Below are 13337 nucleotides of genomic sequence, written 5' to 3' on the forward strand. Positions count from 1 at the left end.
GCCCCAATCCGTAATTGACCAATCCGTAATTAACCATTGCTCACGCTATGCACACTGATTTCCTTCACATTCGCTATCCTGTTATCCAGGCGCCCATGTTCCTGGTAAGCAATGAGGCCATGGTAAAAGCCGCCATGGACAATGGCATTGCCGGCACCTTCCCCTCCCTCAACTTCCGGAAAGAGGACGAGCTGAAGGCCCTGCTGAAAAGGCTGAATGCCTACCGCACCGCCCCCCATAACCCCACAGGCACCTACGGGGTAAACCTGATTGTACAAAAAACCAACCCGCTATATATAAAACACCTGCAAACCTGCGTGGAGGCACAGGTGCCCTTTTATATCACCTCCCTGGGCAACCCGCGCCAGGTAATTGACGCTGCCCACGGCTATGGCGCCAAAGTGCTGTGCGATGTTACCAACCTGCAGCATGCAGAAAAAGCCGCTAAAGAGGGCTGCGATGGGTTTATTGCCGTATGCGCCGGCGCCGGCGGGCATGCAGGCCCCTACCCCATGCATGTGCTGGTGCCCGCCTTACAAAAGGCCTTCCCGGACAAGTTCCTGGTGGCAGCGGGCGGCATTGCCACCGGCCGCCAAATGGCCAGCGCCCTGGTGCTGGGCGCCCACGCAGTATCTATCGGCACCCGCTTTATTGCCAGCCGGGAAGCCGGCGTAAGCGATGCATATAAGCAGGCCATACTGGAATATGGTATGGAGGATATTGTACTTACAGAACGCCTGTCCGGCACCCCCTGCAACATTATCAATACCCCCGCCGCCAAAAAAATAGGCTATAAGCAAAACTGGATGGAGAAAATGCTGAGCCGCAACCCGCGTACCCGTAAATACTTTAAAATGCTGGTGCAGCTGAGGGGCATGAAAAAGCTGGAGCAGGCCATCCGCCCCGGCTCCTATCAGCATTTATGGAGCGCAGGGCAAAGCGTGGAAATGGTGGAGGATATTGCGCCTACCGCTGCTATTGTGCAACGGCTCATACAGGAGCTGGAGGAAACGCTGGAATACACCCGGCATTTGTCTTACAAGGCATAGCACCCCCCAACTGCCGCTGAATGTTTATATTTATGGTTTGTTTTGAAAATGATAATGAAAGGCTACCTGATACTCGCCGGCCTGCTGCTGCCACTACTGCTGCAGGCGCAGCAGCATAAAGTAAAAAGCATTACCGCTTATTACGACACCACTGCGGTTGTAGAGCTGTTTAACCAGGCGCCCATTGGGCTGGAGATTACCTACACCAATGGCGAGATACGCGCTACAGAAGGGTTTATGCACGGCAATTACCGCTGGAAATACATTAAGGTAACCTCACCGGATGGCACGGTGCGCAACGGCGTGCTTACATTTGACCGCAGCTACCTGCCGCAGAACCAGTACCAGGTAAAGCTGCTGGTAACACTGCCCGATGTGGAGCAGCCCATAGCAACCACCCTGCAGCTGCCCTACCTTACCGGCATCCGCTTTCATCACTATGCCGACAGCCTGAAAAAAGACATCCGCTTTTATCTGAATGTAGAGGGGCGCTTCAGCACAGGTAAAATATACCCGCTGGACACTTCGGTCATACAGTTTGCCGCCTCTGCCGGCCGGCTGCTGGGGCAGGACCTGCTGCTAAGCCGCCCAGATACCAGCCGCTTTATTAATGTTACCGCTACCTATAAGCTTAACCCCTCCATGGTGATCCATACGGTGATACCTGTAAAACAAAAGCAGGATGATGACTCCATGATCATCAAGGATGAGCGGGACCTGTTCAATAACAACCGGAGAAAGAAACGGGGCGGGTAACCGCTATATCAGCATCCTGGCCTTCAGCTCCAGGTATTTATTGATAACCTGTATGGTCAGCTGCTGCGGCGTGCATAACAAGCTCATAATGCCGTATTGCGACAGCTCACGCGCAATTAGTTTTTTCTCATAGGCAAACTGCTGCGCAATTACCTGCCTGTAAATACCCTCTACATCCGTTGCCTCCTGTTCCGTAACCTGCTTTAGCGCCGTGTTCTCGAAAAACACTACCAGCACCAGGTGATATTTGGCCAGCCGGCGTAAATAGGGCAGCTGCCTGCGCATACCGGTGGTAGACTCAAAGTTGGTGAAAAGTATCAGCAGCGAGCGTTGCGACAGGGCGCTGCGCAGGCTTATGCTCAGCCTTTCGTAGTCACTCTCCTGCCACTGGGTTTGCTGCGCATACAGCATTTCCAGTATTTTGTTAAGATGCGTTTTTTTATTGCTGGCCGGCAGTATATCTACCTGCTGCGCGCCTATGGTCGTAAGGCCGGCCTTGTCGCCCTTTTGCAGCACCACATTGCTGAACACCAGCGTGGCATTAATAGCATAATCCAGCAGGGTTAACCCGTCAAAAGGCATTTTCATGTTCCGCCCTTTGTCAATCACACAGTACACCTGCTGGGAGCGTTCCTCCACATAAGTATTTACCATCAGGTTGCCGCGGCGGGCCGTTGCCTTCCAGTTAAGCATGCGCACATCATCCCCCCTGCTGTACTCCTTAATATGGTCAAACTCCATGCTGTGGCCGATAGTGCGCTTTTTATGCACGCCCAGCTCATTCAGCCGGTTGGTAAAAGAAAGCAGCTCGTAATTGCGCAGCTGTAAAAAAGAAGGATAGGTTTTTACTGCCTGCTCATTCTCAAACAACACCCGCCGTTTTACGAAACTAAAAGGGCTGGCGACAAAAACATTGGTATTGCCGAAATTATAGATGCCCCTTTCCAACGGGCGCAAAGTAAAAGAAAATTCATGCGTGGTGCCGGGTTTCAGCCGGGCTTTCAACACATGATCCCGGAGCTGGAACTGGACGGGCAGCTCGTCAATCACAGACAGGTTTACCGGAAAACGGAAATTATTCTGTATGGTGATGCGTACCTCATTGTCATCGCCATTACTGAAGCGTGCAGCCATATGGCGCTGCAGCTGCAACGGCGCTGCATTACCGTACAGCATTATTACATCCAGCAGCAGCAACGCCACCAGTACGGCAAACACCAGCTGCGCAATAACATACAGGGCCGGGAAAAAGAACGCCAGTACAAACAGCAGCACATTTCCACCCAGGCACAGGTAAAAGCGGTTGCCGAAGAATAAGGAGCGGTATGTTTCTTTGATAGACATCTGTTACGTTTGAGCGGAAAGCGGAAAGCTGAAAGCATAAAGCTTTTCCTGCATTATCTGTTTATTCTATATCCCATAAACCCGGGCTTTCGGGCTTTTTGCTTTCTGCTTTCTGCTTTTTTATTATCTCGGTACTTCTACAGCTTTGATGATCTGCGCAATCACTTCATCTGTAGTGATTCCTTCCATTTCACGTTCCGGCGTTAGCATAATACGGTGGCGCAGCACATGCGGCAGCATGCTTACAATATCATCCGGCGTTACAAAATCACGGTCGTTCATGGCAGCTACGGCTTTGGCGCAGTTCATAACAGCCAGGGAGGCACGCGGCGATGCGCCCAGGTACAATGATGCATTTACGCGGGTTTCCTGTATCAGCGATGCAATGTAATGCAGCAGCTTTTCTTCAATGTGTACGGTGCGTACCAGCGCCTGGTACTCAATAACCTGGGTAGCGGTTACCACCCGGTTCACCAGCATGGTAATATCCTGCATGTTATTATGCTGGTGCATGGCCTGCAGCATGGCCACCTCTTCGGCTATAGCCGGGTATTTCACTTCAATTTTAAACAGGAAACGGTCCAGCTGCGCTTCCGGCAGGCGGTAAGTGCCTTCCTGCTCAATAGGGTTTTGCGTGGCTATTACCATAAACGGCAGGGGCAGCGGGTGCGTGATGCCGTCGTTGGTGATTTGCCGCTCTTCCATTACCTCAAACAGGGCAGCCTGCGTTTTGGCCGGCGCACGGTTAATTTCATCTATCAGCACCAGGTTGCTGAAAACAGGGCCGCGCTTATATTCAAACTCACGGGTTTGCGGGTTAAATACCGAAGTGCCCAGCACATCGGCCGGCATAATATCCGGTGTAAACTGTATGCGGGAAAAATCAGCATCCACACAACGGGCCAGCAGCTTGGCGGTAAGCGTTTTGGCCACACCCGGCACCCCCTCTATCAGCACATGCCCCTGTGTAAGCAGCCCGGTGATCAGCAGGTCTATCATTTCATGCTGGCCGGCTATTACCTTACCGATCTCGGCGCGGATGGCGGCCACTGACTGATGCAGGGAGGACAGGTCTGACCTGGGTTCAAATGTATTTACGTCCATTATTTCGTGTTTAGGTAAAACTGATGTATGTTCTTATAGAATTGTTCCAGGTACGCATCGCTGATATGGTCTTCCAGCTGTATATGATGTATGCTGTCTACTATATCACGCACCGCCGCAACGGGCATGCCCGATTTACGGGCCAGCGTATCAATAAATGCCTGGTTCAGGTAGCTGGTGTTCAGGTAAAACCGCGAGCGGATGTACTCTGTCCAGTGCAGCACCATTTTCTGCGCCAGGTTACGGTTGTTGCCCTGCTGGTAGTAAAGCTGCCCCAGTGTTTCCACAAACTCCAGCGAGTTGTTGGTAAGCACTTCCTTATCCGGTATAATACGCTGCCGGCGCTTGCCTTCAAACAGCACATACAGCAGCAGCAGGGCCAGCACCAGCCATAAGGCCCAGCGCATGGCGGGGTAGCGCATCAGCACCTGCCATTCGCTGAAATCGCCGCGGGGACCGTTCAGGTATTTGTAATACTCATCCCAATACACTGCATTGGGATTGTTATAGGTATAGGCCAGCTGTTTTTCAAGTGATGCAATGTTTTGCTTTTCCAGCAAAAAAACATTGGTAAGGGAAGATGGGTTCAGCAGCAGGAACACCGCGCCCCTGCCGTAGGTAATACGTATAAAGTTGGGCATTCTTCGCCCGGTGCTGTCTTTTATTCTGCCGGTGCCCAGTATGGTGGTAACGCTGGTATCATAGCTGGTAAAATAACGGCCCGCTGCAATGCCCCCGCGTGAAAACACTGTGTCGGGCGCCAGGTGCGGGTTCACATAATGCTCTACGCTGGTGGACGCAATAAAACCATGATCCAGCGTATCTACTTTAACCGATAAACGTGATTGCAGTATACTGTCGGGGGCTGTTGTAGCCAGGAACAGCTGGTTGCCGTTAGCGGCAAACCGCAGCATATCCGTAACATCCTGCTCGGTGGTATATAATTTTTTTGTTACCAGCAGGTACAGGTTGCCTGTTCCGCGCAGCAGGTTCGTATTTTTCCGGTAAGTAAGGCTGAAAGGCTTGGTAACCACCTTTACCGGCTCCTGGTTGTACAGGTGTGGCAGGCACTGGAATGCCACATAGCAGCCGCCCCGCTTTTTATCCTTATAGGAAAAGCTTTGCTGTGTAAGATCTATAACCTCATTGTTCTCCAGCGAGCGTGTGCCGGCTACCAGCAGCAGTATAATACATACTATCACCAGCACTACAATGATTATGGAAAGCTTTGATTTCAACGAATAATATTTTGATAAGATGCTCTTTTCATTTCACCATCACAATTGATTGCCTAATGCCTGTTTAAAGTCGTGGAAGCGCTGGTAAACGCTGTTAAACTGTTCTGCATTCACGGCCACCTCTCCGTACCAGATGTATTCATAATCCCGGGTAAGGCGCGCAAACGGCTGGTGCCACCGGGTTTTATACAACAGGCGCAAATAATCGGTATTGGTTTTATCCTTGCCCAGGGTGATCAGCTGCCGTTCAGAGAGCAGGTACAGGGCCTGCAAATGCAGCAGCCTTACTGCCTGCCGGAAGCGCCCGGCGCCAATAGCATCCTGTATTTGCCTGTCAAAGGCATGGGCTTCCGGGGCCGCATCTTCCACATCCGGCAGCGCTGCATCTTCTTTGCGGCGGTAAAAGCGGAATCCCTGCTGCCGCATAAAGAACATGATCAGCAGCGCCACGCCTGCTATCAGCAATATGTAAATAATTATGCGGATGCTATACAGGAAGGCGGCAAAGGCCATCAGCGCCATGCCCAGCCAGCGCATGCCTTTAGACGGCGGTACCGGTTTGCGGTCATACTGCAGCTTTTTATCGGCCCTCAGCTTATCCATTACGGTGGGGGGCACCTTCCGGATTACCAGCCGGTTGCTGCGCCACCAGTCGTCAACATTGTCGGCTTCTGCAGGGGCGGCCTGGTCCCACAGGTAATGAGGAATGGCCGTGGTGTCTTCCTCCTCCTCTTCCTGCCACACGCCCTCTCTCATTGGCTGGCCTGTTGCCTTCCCGGCAAAGATGGTGTCCTGCGCCTGCAGCCCTTTGGGCAACAGCAGCAGCAACAGGCAGGCAGCCGCCAGCCAGCAGCGTTTATACCTCTCCGTTATTTGCATATATTGTTCATTTGGGTCAGGCGGCAGGTTTTAATAATGTCCCGTCAATAGTAAGCCGGTAGCCCTTACGCTGCAGGTATACCGGGTATATTACGAAATAGCCGATGATAAAGGTAAGCGATAGCAGCAGAATGGATATGCTCAGCCACATGGGCATAGCGGTATGGCGGGTTATAAACCCTTCCAGGAAAGCTGCTGCTATAAACACCGGCACCAGGCTCACGATTACTTTAACACCGTCTTTGGCGGCCCGTTTCAGGGAGTCTACCCGTTTGCGCGTACCAGGGAAAAGCAGCCCGCTGCCCATAATCATGCCGGCCGTACCGGCAATTACAATGGCGGATATTTCCAGGGTACCATGTATCCATATCACCAGCACGGATTGCAATCCCAGGCCCTTGGCAAAAAAATAGTACTGGAAAGAGCCCAGCATAATACCGTTCGTGAACAGCAGCCATAAGGTGCCTGCGCAATACATAATACCGCCTACAAAGCACATAAAGGCCACGTTAATATTATTATAGGCAATGGTCAGGAACATTACCCATTCATTGCCGCTTTTGTATACGCCAAAAGGATCGCCGTTGCTGATGTTCTGCTCCGTCATGTTCACATACTCATCGCCCATCACGCCGCGCACAAAGCTTTCGTCGTGCGCAGCGGAAAACGCGCCTATAATGCAGAACAGCAGAAAATAGCAAAAGGTGAACAGCAGCAAGCGGTGGTGCCGGCGTATCAGCAGCGGCAGCTCGTACTGTGCAAAACGCCGCACCCGCCCTGCATCTTCGCGGCGGTTGCGGTAAATATGCTGGTAAATGGCGGCGGCCATGCCGTTAATGTAGTGGGTTACCTTGCTGAAGCTGTAAAAGGTTTTGGCATAGGCCAGGTCATCCAGCAGGCTGGTGAACCGCTCCGCCATCACATCAGGGTCGTCGCTCGGCTCCTGCTGGTATTGCTGCCAGCGCGCCAGGTTTTTTTTAATGAAAGTAGATTCTCTCATACCGGACAAACATATACATTAATTACTAAATTTGTAATATGGCTGCTATAAAAATCCCTACCGCTTTTAATATTGATCTCGAATTTGAAGCGGCTGACATTGGCCAGCGCATTGCCGCCTGGTTTATTGACCTGCTGGTACGCGCCGGCTACCTTTGCCTGATACTGGTAGTGGTGGCCAATGTACGATGGTCCGGCGATAATGGTACCATCTTTGCCTTCTGGACCATTCTTATTCCCATCAGCTTTTACTTCCTGGTACTGGAGATATTCATGGGCGGGCAAACACCCGGTAAAAAGGCCATGGGCATTAAAGTGGTAAGCCTGTTGGGCAACCCGCCCAGCTTTAGCCAGCACATGATCCGCTGGCTGTTTCGCATACTGGAAACACCGCTGATCATCTGGGGCGTAGTACCTATCGTAGCCATTATACGCTCTAAATACAACCAGCGCCTGGGCGACCTGGTAGCCGGCACCATTGTGGTAAACACGAAAACAAAAAGTAAGCTGAGCGATACTATTTTCCGGGATATATCCCAGGCCAACTATGAGCCGCATTTTCCACAGATCCTGCGCCTTTCCGATAAAGACCTTAACAAGGTAAAAGAGCTGATGGACCTTGCCCTTAAGTCCAATAACCTGGAGCTAAGCGCCAAAGTATCTTACCGTGTACGGGATGTGCTGAAAATAGAAACCGATATGGATCATATGCAGTTCCTGGAAACCCTGCTGAACGATTACAACTACTACGTTACCAAAGACTAAAGTTCCTTATTTCTTCACCACGGTGGTATTGGTCCACCGGTCGTGCCAGGGCGCCTCACCAAAGGCGGAAAAGGGTTCAAAGGGTACTATACGGCATAGCCCGCGCTTTAGTGCTGTTCCAAAGTCCACCGCCTTTCCATCTGTTTTTACTGCATAGGTGCCGGTGATCAGCTTCCCGAGCGTACGGCCCTTGTTAAAAGCTTCCATTAAAGCAGTATAAAACACCAATGAGGCATAAACCACCAGGTAATTAACAAGGGTCTGGTCCAGCATGGCGCTGGAATCTGCGCCGCCCAGCTCCATTAAAACAGCTGCTGCGAACAGGAAACCGAATGCTATAATATAGGTAATGATCAGGTCAACCAGGTAGTTCGCAAAACGTTGTCCCCTTGAAGCGGCTGGCTTCAGTACTACAAATTCGTCAAGATCGGTCAGCAGGTCCTGCTGGCCGGAAGGTGTATGAAACGGCTCCATGATATAAGTGTCTTATAACCCGAAAGGTGCATTTTCCGGTGGTAAAAAGAAGGTGCCCCGCTTTGGGCGGAACACCTTCATGTTTAAATAAATACAGTGCGCTTGCAAGCTGTTGTGCCGGTTAGCGCACATCTGCGCCAATACTTTGTATCTGGTCGCCCAGGTTACCGGCAGAAGGGTTGCCGGCAGGGCCCTGGTACTGGATGGATTTGTCAAAGCCCATAATCGGGAAAAAGATAAAGCCCAGGAGCACCAGGCCTATCGTAAAGCCTACATCCTTGCCAAAGCTTTTGCTCAGCAGGTTGTAAGCCCAGATAATGAAGATGATGTTCACGTAAGGAATTATCATCAACAAAACCCACCATCCGGGTTTACCAATGATCTTGGTAAGGATATAAAGATTGTAAAAAGGTACAATGGCTGCCCATCCAGGTTGGCCGGCTTTTTCGTACACTTTCCAAATGCCGGCAATTACCACCACGGCAAGCGCCAGCATAATAAGGAAGAACACAATGAAAAAGGATGACATTGCGGAGTCCATAGTTAACTGATTTTAATGTTGAGGTTTAAAAATAGGTTAAAGAATAACATTACAAATAAACCATATTTCCTTGTAAATGTTTACTAATTTATATTATTTTTTAAAATATACGTATAAACCCTTATAAACTAATTTGATTAATTGGCCGGAAAGTTTGCATTTTTCCGCAATTACCTTACCTTTGCAAGCGGCAAGTCTTATACGACCAGCTCCTGCTGAACTCCCCCAGGACAGGAATGTAGCAAGGGTAGGCGGTTGTAGCGGTGCGATGTAAGTAACTTGCCGTTTTTTTTTCTTAATTCCAAGTTCTTCCAGCGTCATTAGTGCCCGTCAAATAGTCATCCGGTGGCTATTTTCCTCCACCGCCTAATGACCAACCGGCGCTCCAATGACCTGATCCACCTGATTACTGCTCCTGCTACCACTGTTCTGCAAATACGCGTAGGCATCCCTTCAAAAAAAAGGAACATCCTTTGCGGCAAAAGTGTCATGAGGGCTATTCAACAAATAATTAACAGACAAAATCCTTTAAAATATGAAATTCTTTATTGATACAGCTAACCTTGCACAGATACAGGAAGCGCACGACCTGGGTATTTTAGACGGGGTAACCACCAACCCCTCCCTGATGGCCAAAGAAGGTATAAAAGGCGAAGAAGCAATCATGAAGCATTACGTAACCATTTGCGATATGGTAAAAGGCGACGTTAGTGCGGAAGTGGTATCTACCGACTTTGACGGTATCATCGAAGAAGGCAAGAAGCTGGCGGCATTACATCCCCGTATTGTAGTAAAAGTGCCCATGATTAAAGATGGCGTAAAAGCCATCAGGTGGTTCACCGAAAATAAAATCAGAACAAACTGCACCCTGGTATTTTCTGCCGGGCAAGCCATATTAGCTGCGAAAGCAGGCGCTGCTTATGTATCGCCTTTCATTGGCCGTATAGATGACAGCGGCTGGGAAGGTGTGGACCTGATTGCGCAAATTGCCAATATTTACAGCATACAGAGCTTTAAGACAGAAATACTGGCTGCCTCTATCCGCAATGCTTTACACATTGTAAAGTGCGCAGAAGCCGGCGCAGACGTTTGTACCTGCCCGTTAGACTCAATACTGGGCCTGCTTAAACACCCGCTTACCGATATTGGCCTGGCTAAATTCCTGGAAGACGCCAAGAAAAGCAGGTAAAAGATTGTACACTTTTTAAGATGGTATTCCCGGTGCAGTGCAAGTTGTGCCGGGATTTTTTTTTGCTTGTTTCCGCGCTTTTTCTGCGCAGGCGCCTTCTTTCCTGCCCTGCGGTCCGCTGTCACTGTTTATCTTCCTGTTTTTCCTGCCTCCATTTCTTTTTCCTTTCTTCCTATACTTTATATTTTTCCTGCCTCCATTTCTTTCCCTTTTCCTCCTGCATCTTATTTTCATTTTTTTCTGAAAATTCTGTAAATTTGATATGCGATACATGAAAGCACTACAGCTGGTACAGCATTTGTCGCCGGTTGTACTTAAGCAAACCACATATTATCTCATCTCATAAATAATTTACTATGATGCAGCCCAATATCCCCGACACCGGCTTACCCCGCGTAGTAATTGTAGGCGGCGGTTTCGGCGGCATTAACCTGGCCAAGCAGCTGCGTAAGGCGCCCGTACAGGTAGTGCTGCTGGACCGGAACAACTATCACCTTTTTCAGCCCCTCCTGTACCAGGTATCTACCGCCGGCCTGGAGCCGGACAGCATTGCCTTTCCGCTGCGCGGCATTTTCGGCAGGCAAAAGAACCTGCACTTCCGTATGGCAGAAGTAAAAGGCGTACGCCCCGCAGAGAACACACTGGAAACCGGTATTGGTGAAATACATTACGATTACCTGGTGATAGCCACCGGCAGTAATACCAACTTCTTCGGTAACAAGCTTATAGAGCAGCATGGCATAGGCATGAAATCGCTTATAGAGGCGGTACAGATCCGTAACTACGTGATAAAGCAGTTTGAAGAAACCCTGCTGCTTGCGGATAAGGAAGAAATAAAATCCAAGCTCACCTTTGTAATTGTAGGCGGCGGCCCTACCGGCGTGGAAATGGCCGGCGCCATTTCAGAGCTGCGTAAATACATACTGCCCAAAGATTACCCCGAACTGCCCCTCGACTGTATGGATATTTACCTGGTAGAAATGGGCCCCCGGCTGCTGCCCACCATGAGCGAATTTTCTTCCGCTAAAGCACTGGAAGGTTCGCAACGTTTAGGCGTTAAGGTATTATTAAACACGGCTGTAAAGGAATATGACGGCCAAACCCTGCTGCTGGGCAACGGCGAAAAAATAGCCACCAAATCGCTCATATGGGCGGCCGGGGTTAAAGGCATACCTATTAAAGGCTTTGATAAAGAAATTCTATTGCCTAACGGCCGCATAATGGTGAATGAATATTGCCAGGTAAAAGGGTTTGATAACATACTGGCCATAGGCGACATTGCACAAATGACCAACGATCCACGGTTTCCCCGCGGCTATCCCATGGTGGCCCAGGTAGCCATTCAGCAGGGGAAGCTGGTAGCCGGTAACCTGGTAAAACGCCTGCAGGGCCGCAGCATGCAGCCTTTCAAATACAAAGACCTGGGCAGCCTGGCTACCATTGGCCGTAATAAAGCAGTGGCAGAAATTGGTAAAACAAAACTGGGGGGCCGCTTTGCCTGGTTTATATGGATGGCGGTACACCTTATGAGCCTGCTGGGGTTCCGCAATAAGATGGTGGTGCTCACCAACTGGATTTACCGCTACTTTACCTTTGACCGCGGCACCCGCATTATTATTAAACGCGGCGCAGCCAACATTGTAAAACTGCGGCAAAGTATTCTGCATCCCGAACAGGAGGAGGTAAGCTAACGCGGCCCGCTCTTATTTCCTGTTCAGCACACTGTTCAGGTTTACCATACCCACCAGTTCATCGGCACGGCCGCCGAGGGGGCGGTAATATACCAGTATGGTATAATTATTTTCAGCTTCCCAGCTGTTGCCCTCTGTATACTCCGTGCTGAACTTGCCGTTAGGCACTGTTTTATCTATCAAGCCGTAAAGGTAGTTGTAAAAACCCTGCTTCAGGAACAGCGTGCCTTCATAAGCCCTTTTTTCGGGATTGTACACCATCTTGTTGCTTTCATTGCATTCATAGCTGGTAAGCTCTCCAAAAATATACATATCGTAACCGGCATAGGGCTCCTTGGCCGGGAAAGTGAAGTGCACGGCGGCGTAATCGCCTTCATAATTGGGATCATAATCGTCAAGGGTGGCCAGCTGGTAGCGCCCGTTCAGGTCTTTAATAAACTGGTACAGCGTAGTGGCCCTTTCAAAATCAGGCCTGGCATAAATATCCGTGCCGTTACGCCGGTAGTCGGAATGATCTACCCGCTCGGTTTGCAGGCGGAAGCTGCGCAGGTCTATCCAGCGCCACTCTTTGCCCGCGGGAAATACACAATCCACCTCTGTATTGTACACAATCTCCGTTCCTTTCAGGAACATGGGTTTTATACCGCTGATAGCGTTATCCCAGCGGTAGTTCTGCAATATGTATATCTTAACCTGGTCAAAAGGATTATTAATATTCAGCCCGCCCGTGTTAATGGAAAAGTTCACCTTCTGGCTGGTGCGGAACAGCTTGGGGCTTACCGGCTGCTGTATAAACCCCGACACGCCGGCCCTGTTATCCACTACCATCATGCGGCGGGTAAAAGCCAGCTGCGACGTATCACTGTCCACGTACACCATCAGCAGGTAATTACCGGACTTTTTGGGATAGCTGTTGCTGTTAGGCACCACGGCGCTGTAATGCGTGTATCGCTGCAGGGCAATGCTGGAAAAGCGGTAATCCTGTATACGGTTCTCCGAAAAGCCCTGCAGGTAATCAAAAGTGTTCACCTGCGCCCGGCTCCAGTCGGCATTGCACAACACAAAAGTGTAATAATAGTTCTTGGTATCATTATCCAGGTCGTCAAAGCTCAGCTCCAGCTTATCACCGGAGTTCAGCTGTATTACCGGTAAGCTCAGCGGATCACCGCCTGCATTGAACTTCACCGATTTTATGTTATTAAAGTAAACATGGTCCGGCGAAGGGGGTGCTTCCTGGGCGGCAGCATTATAGGCGGTCAGCAGCTGCCCCGCCAGCAGCAGCAGGAAAAAGCGTTGTATCATCATAAC

General features: G+C 50.2%; 14 protein-coding genes and 1 other RNA gene. 6 read left to right on the plus strand and 9 right to left on the minus strand.

Annotated features, from left to right (window positions below; genetic code table 11):
* Positions 1–47 precede the first annotated feature (47 nt).
* Positions 48–1049 carry a nitronate monooxygenase gene (locus VFS25_RS08225; RefSeq protein WP_326461651.1) on the plus strand — a complete coding sequence of 334 codons (1002 nt, stop codon included), beginning with the start codon at positions 48–50 and terminating at the stop codon, positions 1047–1049.
* A gap of 54 nt (positions 1050–1103) precedes the next feature.
* Positions 1104–1805 (plus strand): hypothetical protein, encoded by a 702-nt coding sequence (locus VFS25_RS08230; RefSeq protein WP_326461652.1) that lies wholly within the window; start codon positions 1104–1106, stop codon positions 1803–1805.
* 3 nt (positions 1806–1808) lie between these two features.
* Here VFS25_RS08230 and VFS25_RS08235 read toward each other — a convergent pair whose 3' ends face one another.
* From VFS25_RS08235 to VFS25_RS08255, 5 genes are all read right to left on the minus strand, one after another.
* The gene (locus tag VFS25_RS08235; RefSeq protein ID WP_326461653.1) at positions 1809–3149 is read right to left on the minus strand and encodes a DUF58 domain-containing protein; all 1341 of its coding nucleotides are present in this window, start codon (positions 3147–3149) and stop codon (positions 1809–1811) included.
* A 123-nt stretch (positions 3150–3272) separates the two neighbouring features.
* Positions 3273–4253, minus strand: coding sequence for a MoxR family ATPase (locus VFS25_RS08240; RefSeq protein WP_326461654.1), 981 nt, complete (start codon positions 4251–4253; stop codon positions 3273–3275).
* On the minus strand, positions 4253–5491 hold the full coding sequence (locus VFS25_RS08245; protein WP_326461655.1) for a DUF4350 domain-containing protein: 1239 nt from the start codon (positions 5489–5491) through the stop codon (positions 4253–4255). Before VFS25_RS08245 ends, VFS25_RS08240 begins: the two co-directional genes overlap by 1 nt.
* Positions 5492–5530: 39 nt before the next feature.
* Positions 5531–6370, minus strand: coding sequence for a DUF4129 domain-containing protein (locus VFS25_RS08250; RefSeq protein ID WP_326461656.1), 840 nt, complete (start codon positions 6368–6370; stop codon positions 5531–5533).
* 16 nt (positions 6371–6386) lie between these two features.
* The gene (locus VFS25_RS08255) at positions 6387–7370 is read right to left on the minus strand and encodes a stage II sporulation protein M (RefSeq protein ID WP_326461657.1); all 984 of its coding nucleotides are present in this window, start codon (positions 7368–7370) and stop codon (positions 6387–6389) included.
* Positions 7371–7408: 38 nt separating this feature from the next.
* Here VFS25_RS08255 and VFS25_RS08260 point away from each other — a divergent pair, with 38 nt between their 5' ends.
* A complete protein-coding gene (locus tag VFS25_RS08260; RefSeq protein WP_326461658.1) occupies positions 7409–8134 on the plus strand; it encodes an RDD family protein in 726 nt (241 codons plus the stop codon).
* Between the two features lie 6 nt (positions 8135–8140).
* Here the strand turns inward: VFS25_RS08260 and VFS25_RS08265 are convergent, their stop codons facing one another.
* The gene (locus VFS25_RS08265) at positions 8141–8608 is read right to left on the minus strand and encodes an RDD family protein (RefSeq protein WP_326461659.1); all 468 of its coding nucleotides are present in this window, start codon (positions 8606–8608) and stop codon (positions 8141–8143) included.
* Between the two features lie 121 nt (positions 8609–8729).
* Positions 8730–9149 (minus strand): DUF5684 domain-containing protein, encoded by a 420-nt coding sequence (locus VFS25_RS08270; protein WP_326461660.1) that lies wholly within the window; start codon positions 9147–9149, stop codon positions 8730–8732.
* Positions 9150–9337: 188 nt separating this feature from the next.
* On the opposite strand from VFS25_RS08270, the gene ffs reads away from it, so the two are divergent.
* Together ffs and fsa are read left to right on the plus strand one after the other, a co-directional pair.
* An RNA gene (gene ffs / locus VFS25_RS08275) (signal recognition particle sRNA small type) lies at positions 9338–9437 on the plus strand.
* A gap of 247 nt (positions 9438–9684) precedes the next feature.
* Positions 9685–10338, plus strand: coding sequence for a fructose-6-phosphate aldolase (gene fsa / locus VFS25_RS08280; protein ID WP_326461661.1), 654 nt, complete (start codon positions 9685–9687; stop codon positions 10336–10338).
* A 15-nt stretch (positions 10339–10353) separates the two neighbouring features.
* Here fsa and VFS25_RS08285 read toward each other — a convergent pair whose 3' ends face one another.
* The gene (locus tag VFS25_RS08285; RefSeq protein WP_326461662.1) at positions 10354–10572 is read right to left on the minus strand and encodes a hypothetical protein; all 219 of its coding nucleotides are present in this window, start codon (positions 10570–10572) and stop codon (positions 10354–10356) included.
* Positions 10573–10694: 122 nt separating this feature from the next.
* Here VFS25_RS08285 and VFS25_RS08290 point away from each other — a divergent pair, with 122 nt between their 5' ends.
* Positions 10695–12029: an NAD(P)/FAD-dependent oxidoreductase gene (locus VFS25_RS08290; RefSeq protein WP_326461663.1), complete on the plus strand. Its 1335-nt coding sequence runs from the start codon at positions 10695–10697 to the stop codon at positions 12027–12029.
* A gap of 12 nt (positions 12030–12041) precedes the next feature.
* Here VFS25_RS08290 and VFS25_RS08295 read toward each other — a convergent pair.
* Positions 12042–13337 (minus strand): DUF5103 domain-containing protein (locus VFS25_RS08295; RefSeq protein ID WP_326461664.1); only part of this gene is annotated, 1296 nt, incomplete at its 5' end.

The organism is Chitinophaga sp., assembly GCF_035761305.1.
Lineage (GTDB): Bacteria > Bacteroidota > Bacteroidia > Chitinophagales > Chitinophagaceae > Chitinophaga.